Source organism: Streptomyces altiplanensis, from assembly GCF_053591575.1.
The window spans coordinates 1-14152 of the sequence record NZ_JBSFUB010000141.1 but is presented as its reverse complement, the minus strand read 5'-3'; the positions used below and the strand labels follow the sequence as shown (position 1 = coordinate 14152).

The window sequence follows — 14152 nt, the reverse complement described above, 5'->3', positions numbered from 1 at the left end:
GGCGTCGGGTTTTGTCGGGGGGTGGTTTTATTACAAGGGCTTATGGGCCGCGGGTCTGGTTTTGTGGGGTGCCGCGGGCCCTTTCGTTGCGGACGCCGCTCGGAATGCGGGAAAACGCCGGGGCGGGCGGAAACCTTTCAGGTTTCCGCCCGCCCCGGCGTTACGTTTCTGCTGGTGTTGCCCGGTTTCAGGCGTCCTCGTGGGCGACCGCGCGGCGCGCGTCCGCGTCGAGCACACCCCAGCTGATCAGCTGCTCGGTCAGGACCGAGGGCGACTGGTCGTAAATGACGGCCAGCGTGCGCAGGTCGTCCTGGCGGATCGACAGGACCTTGCCGTTGTAGTCGCCGCGCTGCGACTGGATCGTGGCGGCGTAACGCTGGAGCGGGCCGGCCTTCTCGGCCGGGACGTGGGCGAGACGCTCCAGGTCCAGGCGGAGTTTCGGCGGCGGCTCGGCGGCGCCACCGGGCGTCGTACCGGGCAGCAGCTCCTGCACCGGGACACCGTAGAAGTCCGCCAGCTCGGCGAGGCGCTGCACGGTCACGGCGCGGTCGCCGCGCTCGTACGATCCGACCACGACGGCCTTCCAGCGGCCCTGGGACTTCTCCTCGACACCGTGGAGGGAAAGGCCCTGCTGGGTGCGGATGGCGCGGAGCTTGGCCCCGAGCTGTTTTGCGTATTCGCTGGACATATGGCTCCCCGGACGCTGTGACGACGTGCGGCTCCGCCGCGCGGCTGGTAACTCACTGTGAGGTTACGCAGCGTTACTTGGGTGCGTCAAGCCGAATGGGTCCAGACCGCCTACGCGGGGGGTCTCGCAAGGGCAGTCGAATACAGCTGGTACCGTGGGTGGCGCAATTCCGACGTCCTTTAAGGTCCGTCCCGTGAGGCGGAGAAGGAGGTCCGTTTCCAATGGACACGGTTAATTCCGATGCTCCGCGCCCTGTACTCGAGGGCCCTGACATCGAGCGGGTACTGACCCGCATCGCCCACGAGATCGTCGAGCGCGCCAAGGGTGCCGACGACGTGGTGCTCCTCGGCATTCCCACCCGCGGCGTCTTCCTGGCCCGCAGGCTGGCCGCCAGGCTCGAACAGATCACCGGCCGCGCGATGCCGGTCGGCTCCCTCGACATCACCATGTACCGCGACGATCTGCGCATGCGCCCCGCGCGTGCCCTCGCGCGTACGGAGATCCCCGGTGACGGCATCGAGGACCGGCTCGTCGTCCTCGTCGACGACGTGCTGTTCTCCGGCCGTACGATCCGGGCCGCGCTGGACGCCCTGGGCGACATCGGCCGCCCCCGCGCCGTACAGCTCGCGGTCCTCGTCGACCGCGGCCACCGCGAACTGCCGATCCGCGCCGACTACGTCGGCAAGAACCTCCCCACGTCGTTGCGGGAGGCGGTCAAGGTCCAGCTCTCCGAGGAGGACGGCCGCGACGCCGTGCTGCTCGGACTCCGCCAGACCGCTCCGGCCGGCGAGCAGTAGCGCTTTCCCGTACGGACCCGGACAACCCGGGCCCGCGCGTCGGCCTGCCCTCCTGCCCGCCTCCACACACGCGCCCCTCACGAACCACGGAGCACCAGATGAAGCGTCACCTCATCTCGGCCGCCGACCTCACCCGCGACGACGCCGTGCTGATCCTCGACACCGCCGAGGAGATGGCCCGCGTCGCGGACCGGCCGATCAAGAAGCTGCCGACCCTGCGCGGACGTACGGTCGTCAACCTCTTCTTCGAGGACTCGACCCGCACCCGCATCTCCTTCGAGGCCGCCGCCAAGCGCCTCTCCGCCGACGTCATCAACTTCTCCGCGAAGGGCTCGTCCGTCTCCAAGGGCGAGTCGCTCAAGGACACCGCGCTCACCCTGGAGGCGATGGGCGCCGACGCCGTCGTCATCCGGCACGGCGCCTCCGGCGCCCCCTACCGCCTCGCGACCTCCGGCTGGATCGACGGCGCGGTCGTCAACGCGGGCGACGGCACGCACGAGCACCCCACCCAGGCGCTCCTCGACGCCTTCACGATGCGCCGCAGGCTCGTCGGCCCCGACGCCGGAATAGGGCGTGACCTGGACGGACGCCGGATCACCATCGTCGGCGACGTACTGCACAGCCGCGTGGCGCGCTCCAACGTCCACCTGCTGCACACCCTCGGCGCCGAGGTGACGCTCGTCGCGCCGCCCACGCTGGTCCCGATCGGCGTCGAGCGGTGGCCCTGCGAGGTCTCGTACGACCTCGACAGCGTGCTGCCGAAGTCCGACGCGGTGATGATGCTGCGTGTGCAGCGCGAGCGGATGAACGCCGCCTTCTTCCCGACCGAGCGCGAGTACTCGCGGCGCTACGGCCTGGACGGCGACCGGATGGCGCGGATGCCCGAGCACGCCATCGTCATGCACCCCGGCCCGATGAACCGCGGCATGGAGATCACCGCGCAGGTCGCCGACTCCGACCGCTGCACGGCCGTCGAGCAGGTCGCCAACGGCGTCTCGACCCGGATGGCCGTCCTGTACCTCCTGTTGGGCGGCAACGAGTCCGCCATCAGCCCTGCCCCCGCACGCACCGAGGAGAACAAGTAACGATGAGCAAGATCCTGATCCGCGGTGCGAAGGTACTGGGCGGCGAGCCGCAGGACGTCCTGATCGACGGCGAGAGCATCGAGGCGGTCGGAACCGGCCTGAACGCCGGGGGCGCGACCGTCGTCGAGGCCGAGGGCAAGATCCTGCTGCCCGGCCTCGTCGACCTGCACACCCACCTGCGCGAGCCCGGCCGCGAGGACTCCGAGACCGTCCTGACCGGTACGAAGGCCGCCGCCGTCGGCGGCTTCACCGCCGTCCACGCCATGGCCAACACCTTCCCGGTCGCCGACACCGCCGGCGTGGTCGAGCAGGTCTGGCGCCTCGGCAAGGAGTCCGGCTACTGCGACGTGCAGCCCGTCGGCGCCGTCACCGTCGGCCTGGAGGGCAAGCAGCTCGCCGAGCTCGGCGCCATGCACGACTCCGCCGCGGGCGTGAAGGTCTTCTCCGACGACGGCAAGTGCGTCGACGACGCCGTGATCATGCGCCGCGCGCTGGAGTACGTGAAGGCGTTCGACGGCGTCGTCGCCCAGCACGCCCAGGAGCCCCGCCTCACCGAGGGCGCCCAGATGAACGAGGGCATCGTCTCCTCCGAGCTGGGTCTCGGCGGCTGGCCGGCCGTCGCCGAGGAGTCGATCATCGCCCGCGACGTCCTCCTCGCCGCCCACGTCGGCTCCCGCGTGCACATCTGCCACCTGTCCACGGCCGGCTCGGTGGAGATCGTCCGCTGGGCCAAGTCCAAGGGCTGGAACGTCACCGCCGAGGTCACCCCGCACCACCTCCTGCTCACGGACGAGCTGGTCCGTACGTACAACCCCGTCTACAAGGTGAACCCGCCGCTGCGCACCGAGGCCGACGTCACGGCCCTGCGCGAGGCGCTCGCCGACGGCACCATCGACTGCGTCGCCACCGACCACGCCCCGCACCCGCACGAGGACAAGGACTGCGAGTGGGCCGCGGCGGCCATGGGCATGGTCGGTCTGGAGACCGCCCTGTCCGTCGTCCAGCAGACGATGGTCGACACCGGCCTGCTCGACTGGGCCGGCGTCGCCGACCGCATGTCCTTCCGCCCGGCGGCCATCGGCCGCCTGGAGGGCCACGGCCGTCCCGTCTCGGCAGGCGAGCCCGCGAACCTCACGCTGGTCGATCCGGCTTACCGTGGAGCTGTGGACCCCTCGGGCTTCGCCTCCCGCAGCCGCAACACCCCCTACGAGGGCCGTGAGCTGCCGGGTCGCGTCACCCACACCTGGCTGCGGGGCCGCGCAACGGTCGTCGACGGGAATCTGGCGTGACACCTTTCATCCATCTGGCCGCCGAGGCCGCCGCCGCGGAGCGGAAGTCCGCCGAAGTGACCGACTGGGCCGCGCGCATCGGCTGGGTCGTCGGGCTGCTGCTCTTCGTCGCGCTCATGTACTGGCTGATGCGCCAGGGCTGGAAGTGGCGCGCCGTCCTCCAGTCGGACCTGCCCGAGCTGCCCACCGCGCCCGAGACGCCGGGTGAGGCGAAGCTGAGCATGAGCGGCCGCTACCACGGGTCGACGACCGCCGGACAGTGGCTCGACCGGATCGTGGCCCACGGTCTCGGTACGCGCAGCAGGGCCGAGCTGACGCTCACCGACGCGGGCCTGGAGGTCGTACGCCCCGGGGCGGCCGACTTCTTCGTCCCCGCGGCGGCGCTGCGCGAGGCCAGGCTCGACAAGGGCATCGCGGGCAAGGTCCTCGCCGAGGGCGGCCTGCTGGTCGTCACCTGGCTCCACGGCGACCAGCAGATCGACTCCGGCTTCCGCTCCGACCGCGCGGCGGAGCACACCGCCTGGGTCGAGGCCATCAACTCCATGACACGCATTTCGACGGAAGGCACCGCACGATGACCATCTCCACCCGGGGAGCCGGCAAGGCTCCCGCCGTACTCGTCCTGGAGGACGGCCGCACGTTCCGCGGCCGTGCCTACGGGGCCGTGGGGGAGACCTTCGGCGAGGCGGTGTTCAACACCGGCATGACCGGTTACCAGGAGACCCTCACCGACCCCTCGTACCACCGCCAGGTCGTCGTGATGACGGCCCCGCACGTCGGCAACACCGGCGTGAACGACGAGGACGACGAGTCGAAGAAGATCTGGGTCGCCGGTTACGTCGTGCGCGACCCCGCCCGCGTCCCCTCCAACTGGCGCTCCAGCCGCTCCCTCGACGAGCAGCTCGTCGACCAGGGCATCGTGGGCATCAGCGGCATCGACACCCGCGCGCTCACCCGCCACCTGCGCGAGCGCGGCGCGATGCGCGTCGGCATCTTCTCCGGTGACGCCCTCGCCGACGAGGGGACGCTGCTCGCCCGCGTGAAGGAGGCACCCCAGATGGTGGGCGCCTCGCTCGCCGCCGAGGTCGCCACCGAGGAGCCGTACGTCGTCCCCGCGATCGGTGAGAAGAAGTTCACCGTCGCCGCGATCGACCTCGGCATCAAGGGCATGACCCCGCACCGGATGGCCGAGCGCGGCATCGAGGTGCACGTGCTGCCGGCCACCGCCACGGCCGAGGACGTGTACGCCGTCGCCCCCGACGGGGTGTTCCTCTCCAACGGCCCCGGCGACCCGTCCACGGTCGACCTCAGCGTCGTCAAGGACGTCCTCGCGCGCAAGACGCCGCTCTTCGGCATCTGCTTCGGCAACCAGATCCTGGGCCGGGCGCTCGGCTTCGGCACGTACAAGCTGAAGTACGGCCACCGCGGCATCAACCAGCCCGTGCAGGACCGCACGACCGGCAAGGTCGAGGTCACCGCGCACAACCACGGCTTCGCCGTCGACGCCCCGCTCGACAAGGTCTCCGAGACCCCGTACGGGCGCGCCGAGGTGTCCCACGTCTGCCTGAACGACGACGTGGTCGAGGGCCTCCAGCTGCTCGACCAGCCGGCCTTCAGCGTCCAGTACCACCCCGAGGCGGCAGCGGGTCCGCACGACGCCGCGTACCTGTTCGACCGCTTCGTACAGCTCATGGAGGGCCAGCGTGCCTAAGCGCACCGATATCCAGTCCGTCCTGGTCATCGGCTCCGGTCCGATCGTCATCGGCCAGGCCGCGGAGTTCGACTACTCCGGCACGCAGGCCTGCCGCGTCCTCAAGGCCGAGGGCCTGCGCGTCATCCTGGTCAACTCCAACCCGGCGACGATCATGACCGACCCGGAGATCGCCGACGCCACGTACGTCGAGCCGATCACCCCGGAGTTCGTCGAGAAGATCATCGCCAAGGAGCGCCCCGACGCGCTGCTGCCGACGCTGGGTGGCCAGACGGCCCTCAACACGGCCATCTCCATGCACGAGCAGGGTGTGCTGGAGAAGTACGGCGTCGAGCTCATCGGCGCCAACGTCGAGGCCATCCACAAGGGCGAGGACCGCGACCTCTTCAAAGGCGTCGTCGAGGCCGTCAAGGCCAAGATCGGTTACGGCGAGTCCGCCCGCTCGGTCATCTGCCACTCCATGGACGACGTCCTCGCGGGCGTCGAGGAGCTCGGCGGCTACCCCGTCGTCGTACGCCCCTCCTTCACCATGGGCGGCGCCGGCTCCGGCTTCGCGCACGACGAGGACGAGCTGCGCCGCATCGCCGGGCAGGGCCTCACGCTCTCGCCGACCACCGAGGTGCTCCTGGAGGAGTCCATCCTCGGCTGGAAGGAGTACGAGCTGGAGCTGATGCGCGACAAGAACGACAACGTCGTGGTCGTCTGCTCCATCGAGAACTTCGACCCGATGGGCGTGCACACCGGTGACTCGATCACCGTCGCCCCGGCGATGACGCTCACCGACCGCGAGTACCAGCGGCTGCGCGACGTCGGCATCGCGATCATCCGCGAGGTCGGCGTCGACACCGGCGGCTGCAACATCCAGTTCGCCGTCAACCCCGACGACGGCCGGATCATCGTCATCGAGATGAACCCGCGCGTCTCGCGCTCCTCGGCGCTCGCCTCGAAGGCGACCGGTTTCCCGATCGCCAAGATCGCCGCGCGTCTCGCCGTCGGCTACACGCTGGACGAGATCCCGAACGACATCACCGAGAAGACCCCGGCGTCCTTCGAGCCCACGCTCGACTACGTCGTCGTCAAGGTGCCCCGCTTCGCCTTCGAGAAGTTCCCGCTCGCCGACGCCACCCTCACCACCACCATGAAGTCGGTGGGCGAGGCCATGGCGATCGGCCGCAACTTCACCGAGGCGCTCCAGAAGGCGCTGCGCTCGCTGGAGAAGAAGGGCAGCCAGTTCGCCTTCACCGGCGACCCGGGCGACAAGGCCGCTCTCCTGGAGACCGCCAAGGTCCCCACCGACGGCCGCATCAACACCGTCATGCAGGCCATCCGGGCCGGCGCCACCCCCGAGGAGGTCTTCGACGCCACGAGGATCGACCCGTGGTTCGTCGACCAGATGTTCCTCATCAAGGAGCACGCGGACGAGCTCGCCGCCGCTGAGAAGCTCGACCCGGAGCTGCTCGCGGAGGCCAAGCGCCATGGTTTCTCGGACGTCCAGATCGCCGAGATCCGCGGGCTGCGCGAGGACGTCGTACGCGAGGTCCGGCACGCGCTCGGCGTCCGCCCGGTCTACAAGACGGTCGACACCTGCGCCGCCGAGTTCGCCGCGAAGACGCCGTACTTCTACTCCTCGTACGACGAGGAGACCGAGGTCGCGCCGCGCGAGAAGCCCGCGGTGATCATCCTCGGCTCCGGCCCGAACCGCATCGGCCAGGGCATCGAGTTCGACTACTCCTGCGTCCACGCCTCCTTCGCGCTCAGCGACGCGGGCTACGAGACCGTGATGGTCAACTGCAACCCGGAGACCGTCTCCACCGACTACGACACCTCCGACCGCCTGTACTTCGAGCCGCTGACGCTCGAGGACGTGCTGGAGATCGTCCACGCCGAGACCCTCGCGGGCCCGATCGCGGGCGTCGTCGTGCAGCTCGGCGGCCAGACCCCGCTGGGCCTCGCCCAGGCGCTCAAGGACAACGGCGTACCGGTCGTCGGCACCCCGCCGGAGGCCATCCACGCCGCCGAGGACCGCGGCGCCTTCGGCCGCGTCCTCGCCGAGGCCGGCCTGCCCGCCCCCAAGCACGGCACCGCGACGACCTTCGACGAGGCCAAGGCCATCGCCGACGAGATCGGCTACCCCGTCCTCGTACGCCCGTCGTACGTGCTGGGCGGACGCGGCATGGAGATCGTGTACGACGAGACGCGCCTGGCCTCGTACATCGCCGAATCCACCGAGATCAGCCCCACCCGGCCGGTCCTGGTCGACCGCTTCCTCGACGACGCGATCGAGATCGACGTCGACGCGCTCTACGACGGCACCGAGCTCTACCTCGGCGGCGTCATGGAGCACATCGAGGAAGCCGGCATCCACTCCGGCGACTCCGCCTGCGCGCTGCCCCCGATCACCCTCGGCGGCTTCGACATCAAGCGGCTGCGGGCCTCGACCGAGGCCATCGCCAAGGGCGTCGGCGTACGCGGACTCATCAACATCCAGTTCGCGATGGCCGGCGACATCCTGTACGTCCTGGAAGCCAACCCGCGCGCCTCGCGCACCGTCCCCTTCACCTCGAAGGCGACCGCGGTGCCGCTCGCGAAGGCCGCCGCCCGCATCTCGCTGGGCGCGACCGTCGCCGAGCTGCGCGCGGAGGGGATGCTGCCGAAGACCGGCGACGGCGGCACGCTGCCGCTCGACGCGCCGATCTCCGTCAAGGAGGCCGTGATGCCGTGGAGCCGCTTCCGCGACATCCAGGGCCGCGGCGTGGACACCGTCCTCGGCCCGGAGATGCGCTCCACCGGCGAGGTCATGGGCATCGACTCGGTCTTCGGCACGGCGTACGCCAAGTCGCAGGCCGGCGCGTACGGCCCGCTGCCGACGAAGGGCCGCGCGTTCATCTCGGTCGCCAACCGCGACAAGCGCTCGATGATCTTCCCGGCGCGCGAACTGGTCGCCCACGGCTTCGAGCTGCTCGCCACCTCCGGCACGGCCGAGGTCCTCAAGCGCAACGGCATCAACGCCACCGTCGTGCGCAAGCAGAGCGAGGGCCAGGGCCCGCAGGGCGAGAAGACGATCGTCCAGCTCATCCACGACGGCGAGGTCGACCTCATCGTCAACACGCCGTACGGCACGGGCGGCCGCCTCGACGGCTACGAGATCCGTACGGCCGCCGTGGCCCGCAGCGTCCCGTGCCTCACGACGGTCCAGGCCCTCGCGGCCGCCGTCCAGGGCATCGACGCGCTCACCCACGGCGACGTGGGCGTGCGTTCCCTCCAGGAACACGCGCAGCACCTGACCGCGGCCCGCGAGGTCTAGCAGTCGGCACAGGAGGGGGACACCGGATGCGGTGTCCCCCTCTTCATGAGCCCAGCCCTCCCGGCCGTCCCGAGGAAAGCACCCATGTACAAACTCTTCTTCGACCTCGTCTTCAAGCGCATGGACCCCGAGCAGGCCCACCACACGGCCTTCCGCTGGATCCGCCTCGCGGCCCGCGTCCCGGTCCTGCGCACCTTCGCCGCCGCCCTCCTCGCGCCGCGTCACGCCTCGCTGCGCACCGAGGCGCTCGGCCTGCGCATGCACGGCCCGTTCGGCCTCGCCGCCGGCTTCGACAAGAACGCCGTCGCCATCGACGGCATGTCGATGCTCGGCTTCGACCACGTCGAGATCGGCACGGTCACCGCCCAGCCGCAGCCCGGCAACCCCAAGAAGCGCCTCTTCCGCCTCGTGGAGGACCGCGCGCTCATCAACCGCATGGGCTTCAACAACGAGGGCTCCGAGGCCGTGGCGGCCCGTCTGGCGGCCCGCAACCCGGTCTTCAGGACGGTCGTCGGCGTCAACATCGGCAAGACCAAGGTGGTTCCGGAGGAGGAGGCCGTCGCCGACTACGTCACCTCCACCGAGCGCCTCGCCGCCCACGCCGACTACCTGGTGGTGAACGTCTCCTCCCCGAACACCCCGGGGCTGCGCAACCTCCAGGCCACCGAGTCGCTGCGCCCGCTGCTGACCGCCGTACGCGAGGCGGCCGACCGTACGGTCACCGGCCGCCGTGTCCCCCTCCTCGTCAAGATCGCGCCCGACCTGGCCGACGAGGACGTCGACGCCGTCGCCGACCTGGCGCTGGAGCTCGGCCTGGACGGCATCATCGCCACCAACACCACCATCGCCCGCGAGGGCCTCGGCCTGAAGTCCGACCCGGCCCTCGTCAAGGAGACCGGCGGACTGTCCGGAGCGCCCGTCAAGGAGCGCTCCCTGGAGGTCCTGCGCCGCCTGTACGCGCGCGTGGGCGACCGGATCACCCTGGTCGGCGTCGGAGGCATCCGGAACGCCGACGACGCCTGGGAGCGCATCCTCGCGGGCGCCACGCTCGTGCAGGGCTACAGCGCCTTCATCTACGAAGGACCGTTCTGGGGCCGCGCGATCCACCAGGGCCTGGCGGCGCGCCTCGCCGCCAGCCCGTACGCCACGCTCGCCGACGCCGTCGGCGCCGAGACCCGGGAGACCTCCAAGTGACCCTCGCCCCCTTCGGCGCCCGTCTGCGCCACGCCATGGACACCCGGGGCCCGCTCTGCGTCGGCATCGACCCGCACGCCTCGCTGCTGAGCTCCTGGGGCCTGAACGACGACATCGGCGGCCTGGAGACCTTTACCCGCACGGTCGTCGAGGCCCTGGCCGACCGGGTCGCCGTACTGAAGCCGCAGTCGGCGTTCTTCGAGCGCTTCGGCTCGCGCGGCATCGCCGTACTGGAGAAGGCGGTCGAGGAGGCCAGGGCGGCCGGCGCGCTGGTGCTGATGGACGCCAAGCGCGGCGACATCGGTTCGACCATGGGCGCGTACGCCGCGACGTACCTGGACAAGGACTCGCCGCTCTTCTCGGACGCCGTGACGGTCTCGCCGTACCTCGGCTTCGGATCGCTGCGTCCGGCGCTGGACGCGGCCAGGATCAGCGGGGCGGGCGTGTTCGTACTCGCTCTGACGTCGAACCCGGAGGGCGCCGAGGTCCAGCGGGCCACCGCCGCGGACGGCCGGTCGCTCGCGCAGCTGATGCTCGACCACATGGCGGCCGAGAACGAGGGCGCGGAGCCGCTCGGGTCGGTCGGCGCGGTGGTCGGCGCGACGCTCGGCGACGCGGGAGCGGATCTCGCCATCAACGGTCCGCTGCTGGCTCCGGGCATCGGCGCGCAGGGCGCGACGCCGGCGGACCTGCCGGGCGTCTTCGGGGCGGCCGTCGGCAACGTCGTACCGAGTGTGAGCCGTGGTGTGCTCCGCTTCGGTCCGGATGTTTCCGGACTGCGAGAGTCCGCTTCTCGCTTCGCCGACGAGGTCAGGGTGGCGGTCTCGGGGGCGTGACGGGACGTCCGCACGATGTCGGCACCACGCCCGTGCGACGGCTTCCGGCATCTGTGCGACCCATGTTGACGGAATCCTGACCCAAAACCAGGATGTTATGTCTGATATGCCGTACTCGAGCGAGGCTGACCAGGACTTTTCGTCGCTACTCGCTGACTGGAGCGGCCCAGGCCGCTAGTCTCCGTCGAGAGCAAACGTGCAGCTCGTCGTTCGCGACCTGCTGTTCGTTGCTTGCCTGGTGTGGGGCGACCAGCTTCCTCACCGGTCCGTATCCGACAGTTCGACATCCGAGGTGACGTAGGCGTGGCTCTTCCGCCCCTTACCCCTGAACAGCGCGCAGCCGCGCTCGAAAAGGCCGCCGCGGCTCGCCGGGAGCGGGCCGAGGTCAAGAATCGACTCAAGCACTCCGGCGCCTCGCTCCATGAGGTCATCAAGCAGGGACAGGAGAATGACGTCGTCGGCAAGATGAAGGTCTCCGCCCTTCTCGAGTCCCTGCCGGGCGTGGGCAAGGTCCGCGCCAAGCAGATCATGGAGCGGCTCGGCATCTCCGAGAGCCGTCGTGTGCGCGGTCTCGGCTCCAACCAGATCGCCTCTTTGGAGCGCGAGTTCGGCGGCGGCCCCGCCTGACGTTCTCGGGCACCCCCGAGAACCTGGATAATCGCATCCATGGCTGCAACATCCCGGGGGACGACCCCCGTACCCCCGGACGTACGTCCGCGGCTGACCGTGCTCTCCGGCCCCTCCGGGGTCGGCAAGAGCACGGTCGTCGCCCATATGCGCAAGGTCCACCCCGAGGTATGGCTCTCGGTGTCGGCCACCACGCGCAAGCCGCGACCCGGCGAGCGCCACGGCATCCAGTACTTCTTCGTGAGCGACGACGAGTTCGACAAGCTCGTCGCCAACGGTGAGCTGCTGGAATGGGCCGAGTTCGCCGGCAACCGCTACGGCACGCCCCGGCGTGCCGTGACCGAACGGCTCGAAGCGGGCGAGCCCGTGCTCCTGGAGATCGATCTCCAGGGCGCGCGGCTGGTCCGTGAGTCGATGCCGGAGGCTCAACTGGTCTTCCTGGCCCCGCCCAGCTGGGACGAGCTGGTCCGCAGGCTGACCGGCCGCGGCACGGAGGCGCCCGATGTCATCGAGCGCCGCCTCGAGGCCGCAAAGATCGAACTCGCCGCGGAGGCGGAGTTCGACACCACCCTTGTCAACACCTCCGTCGAGGATGTAGCACGTGAGCTGCTAGCCTTGATGGAAGTTGCTTGATCTCTGTCCACTTTTTCGGAAGGTAGAGCGTGTCCTCTTCCATTTCCACGCCCGAGGGCATCATCAACCCGCCGATCGACGAGCTGCTCGAGGCTACTGACTCGAAGTACAGCCTCGTGATCTACGCGGCGAAGCGCGCGCGTCAGATCAACGCGTACTACTCGCAGCTCGGTGAGGGTCTGCTCGAGTACGTCGGTCCTCTGGTGGACACTCACGTCCACGAGAAGCCGCTCTCGATCGCCCTGCGCGAGATCAACGCGGGTCTGCTGACCTCCGAGGCCATTGAGGGCCCGGCGCAGTAGTCAGCAGGCGCAGGAATCTTTTTCGTCACAGGCCCGGCAGCGCGACTGCCGGGCCTGTGGTGTGTCATGGGGACGTACATCCTGGAACGAGCGGGGAGACGCAGTGGACAAGGCGGACGACAGGACCACCAAGCCGAAGGTCGTGCTGGGAGTCAGCGGAGGCATCGCCGCGTACAAGGCGTGCGAGCTGCTGCGGCGGCTGACCGAATCCGGCCATGACGTGCGGGTCGTGCCGACCGACGCGTCCCTCCACTTCGTCGGCGCCGCCACCTGGTCGGCGCTCTCCGGCAACCCGGTCTCGGCCGAGGTCTGGGAGTCGGTGCACGAGGTGCCGCACGTACGGATCGGGCAGTCCGCCGATCTGGTCGTGGTGGCCCCCGCAACCGCCGACATGCTGGCCAAGGCGGCCCACGGGCTCGCCGACGACCTCCTCACGAACACCCTCCTCACCGCCCGGTGTCCGGTGGTCTTCGCGCCCGCGATGCACACGGAGATGTGGGAGCACCCGGCCACTCAGGAGAACGTCGCGACGCTGCGCCGGCGCGGCGCGGTCGTCATCGAGCCCGCGGTGGGCCGGCTGACCGGCGTCGACACGGGCAAGGGCCGGCTGCCCGACCCGGACGAGATCTTCGAGGTCTGCCGCCGGGTGCTCGCGCGCGGCGCGACCGCGCCCGACCTCGCCGGCCTCCACGTCGTGATCAGCGCGGGCGGTACGCGCGAGCCGCTCGACCCGGTCCGCTACCTGGGGAACCGCTCCTCCGGCAAGCAGGGGTACGCCCTGGCCCGTACCGCCGTCGCGCGCGGCGCGCGGGTCACGCTCGTCGAGGCCAACACCGGCCTGCCGGATCCGGCGGGCGCCGATGTCGTCCGCGTCGGGACGGCGGTGCAGCTGCGCGAGGCCGTGCTGAAGGCGGCGGCGGACGCCGACGTGGTGGTGATGGCGGCGGCCGTGGCCGACTTCCGCCCGGCGGCGTACGCCACGGGAAAGATCAAGAAGAAGGACGGCCAGGAGCCCGCCGCCGTCGAGCTGGTCCGCAACCCCGACATCCTCGCGGAGATCGCGGCGGAGCGCGGAAAGCCGGGGCAGGTGGTCGTCGGCTTCGCCGCCGAGACCGACGACGTCCTCGCCAACGGCCGGGAGAAGCTGCGCCGCAAGGGCTGTGACCTGCTGGTCGTCAATGAGGTGGGGGAGCGCAAGACGTTCGGCTCCGAGGAGAACGAGGCCGTGGTGCTCGACACCGACGGCGGCGAGACCCCGGTGCCGTACGGTCCCAAGGAAGCCCTCGCCGACACTGTCTGGGACTTGGCGACAAGTCGACTCGGTTAATTCTTGGTCCGTTCCGACAGGCCGCCGAATTGCCGCAAGTGTCCTCTCAAGTCCGGCATTTTGCCCTGTGATGGAGGGTGACGGGCGTACTGCGCAGTGCAGTGCCGCTGGTCACAGGGCTCCCACGAAGCGAGACACGTGGTCCGCCGAGCGGAAGCGACCGATAAACTGGTCGCGGACCGATGCCGGGCGCAGCTCCCGGACCGTTCCATCAATGCTCAGCCAGCAGCCGCTGCAACCCCAGGGAGCGATGTGTCCCGCCGCCTGTTCACCTCGGAGTCCGTGACCGAGGGCCACCCCGACAAGATCGCTGACCAGATCAGCGACACGATCCTCGACGCGCTCCTGCGGGAGGACCC

14 protein-coding genes are annotated in these 14152 nt (G+C 70.2%); 13 read left to right on the top strand and 1 reads right to left on the bottom strand.

What is annotated here, in order from left to right; genetic code table 11:
• Positions 1–187 precede the first annotated feature (187 nt).
• Complete coding sequence (bldD, locus tag ACWD0Y_RS33740; RefSeq protein ID WP_093801867.1) at positions 188–688, bottom strand: transcriptional regulator BldD; 501 nt, start codon at positions 686–688, stop codon at positions 188–190.
• 221 nt (positions 689–909) lie between these two features.
• On the opposite strand from bldD, the gene pyrR reads away from it, so the two are divergent.
• The 13 genes from pyrR to ACWD0Y_RS33675 form a co-directional block, all read left to right on the top strand.
• The gene (gene pyrR / locus ACWD0Y_RS33735; RefSeq protein WP_450264084.1) at positions 910–1485 is read left to right on the top strand and encodes a bifunctional pyr operon transcriptional regulator/uracil phosphoribosyltransferase PyrR; all 576 of its coding nucleotides are present in this window, start codon (positions 910–912) and stop codon (positions 1483–1485) included.
• Between the two features lie 98 nt (positions 1486–1583).
• On the top strand, positions 1584–2570 hold the full coding sequence (locus ACWD0Y_RS33730; protein ID WP_450264083.1) for an aspartate carbamoyltransferase catalytic subunit: 987 nt from the start codon (positions 1584–1586) through the stop codon (positions 2568–2570).
• A gap of 2 nt (positions 2571–2572) precedes the next feature.
• Positions 2573–3859 (top strand): dihydroorotase, encoded by a 1287-nt coding sequence (locus ACWD0Y_RS33725; RefSeq protein WP_450264082.1) that lies wholly within the window; start codon positions 2573–2575, stop codon positions 3857–3859.
• Positions 3856–4437: a PH-like domain-containing protein gene (locus ACWD0Y_RS33720; RefSeq protein ID WP_450264081.1), complete on the top strand. Its 582-nt coding sequence runs from the start codon at positions 3856–3858 to the stop codon at positions 4435–4437. The genes ACWD0Y_RS33725 and ACWD0Y_RS33720 overlap by 4 nt, the downstream gene beginning before the upstream one ends.
• Positions 4434–5570 carry a glutamine-hydrolyzing carbamoyl-phosphate synthase small subunit gene (gene carA / locus ACWD0Y_RS33715; protein ID WP_450264080.1) on the top strand — a complete coding sequence of 379 codons (1137 nt, stop codon included), beginning with the start codon at positions 4434–4436 and terminating at the stop codon, positions 5568–5570. Before ACWD0Y_RS33720 ends, carA begins: the two co-directional genes overlap by 4 nt.
• The gene (gene carB, locus ACWD0Y_RS33710) at positions 5563–8874 is read left to right on the top strand and encodes a carbamoyl-phosphate synthase large subunit (protein WP_450264079.1); all 3312 of its coding nucleotides are present in this window, start codon (positions 5563–5565) and stop codon (positions 8872–8874) included. The genes carA and carB overlap by 8 nt, the downstream gene beginning before the upstream one ends.
• Positions 8875–8958: 84 nt before the next feature.
• A complete protein-coding gene (locus tag ACWD0Y_RS33705) occupies positions 8959–10068 on the top strand; it encodes a quinone-dependent dihydroorotate dehydrogenase (protein WP_450264078.1) in 1110 nt (369 codons plus the stop codon).
• Positions 10065–10904 carry an orotidine-5'-phosphate decarboxylase gene (pyrF, locus tag ACWD0Y_RS33700; protein WP_450264077.1) on the top strand — a complete coding sequence of 280 codons (840 nt, stop codon included), beginning with the start codon at positions 10065–10067 and terminating at the stop codon, positions 10902–10904. The genes ACWD0Y_RS33705 and pyrF overlap by 4 nt, the downstream gene beginning before the upstream one ends.
• Before the next feature lie 303 nt (positions 10905–11207).
• Entirely contained in the window at positions 11208–11531 is a 324-nt protein-coding gene (locus ACWD0Y_RS33695; protein ID WP_093801876.1) for an integration host factor, read from the top strand.
• Between the two features lie 39 nt (positions 11532–11570).
• A complete protein-coding gene (gene gmk / locus ACWD0Y_RS33690) occupies positions 11571–12164 on the top strand; it encodes a guanylate kinase (RefSeq protein WP_093801877.1) in 594 nt (197 codons plus the stop codon).
• A 29-nt stretch (positions 12165–12193) separates the two neighbouring features.
• A complete protein-coding gene (gene rpoZ, locus ACWD0Y_RS33685; RefSeq protein WP_028814064.1) occupies positions 12194–12466 on the top strand; it encodes a DNA-directed RNA polymerase subunit omega in 273 nt (90 codons plus the stop codon).
• Between the two features lie 103 nt (positions 12467–12569).
• On the top strand, positions 12570–13793 hold the full coding sequence (gene coaBC, locus ACWD0Y_RS33680) for a bifunctional phosphopantothenoylcysteine decarboxylase/phosphopantothenate--cysteine ligase CoaBC (protein WP_450264076.1): 1224 nt from the start codon (positions 12570–12572) through the stop codon (positions 13791–13793).
• Between the two features lie 252 nt (positions 13794–14045).
• Positions 14046–14152, top strand: a 107-nt coding sequence (locus ACWD0Y_RS33675; RefSeq protein WP_157855346.1) for an S-adenosylmethionine synthetase N-terminal domain-containing protein, incomplete at its 3' end; no start/stop codon positions are given.

Bases quoted from the DNA above. Each gene is read 5' to 3' on its own strand.
- bldD (WP_093801867.1), bottom strand. From the start codon at position 688: ATGTCCAGCGAATACGCAAAACAGCTCGGGGCCAAGCTCCGCGCCATC.
- pyrR (WP_450264084.1), top strand. From the start codon at position 910: ATGGACACGGTTAATTCCGATGCTCCGCGCCCTGTACTCGAGGGCCCT.
- ACWD0Y_RS33730 (WP_450264083.1), top strand. From the start codon at position 1,584: ATGAAGCGTCACCTCATCTCGGCCGCCGACCTCACCCGCGACGACGCC.
- ACWD0Y_RS33725 (WP_450264082.1), top strand. From the start codon at position 2,573: ATGAGCAAGATCCTGATCCGCGGTGCGAAGGTACTGGGCGGCGAGCCG.
- carA (WP_450264080.1), top strand. From the start codon at position 4,434: ATGACCATCTCCACCCGGGGAGCCGGCAAGGCTCCCGCCGTACTCGTC.
- ACWD0Y_RS33705 (WP_450264078.1), top strand. From the start codon at position 8,959: ATGTACAAACTCTTCTTCGACCTCGTCTTCAAGCGCATGGACCCCGAG.
- gmk (WP_093801877.1), top strand. From the start codon at position 11,571: ATGGCTGCAACATCCCGGGGGACGACCCCCGTACCCCCGGACGTACGT.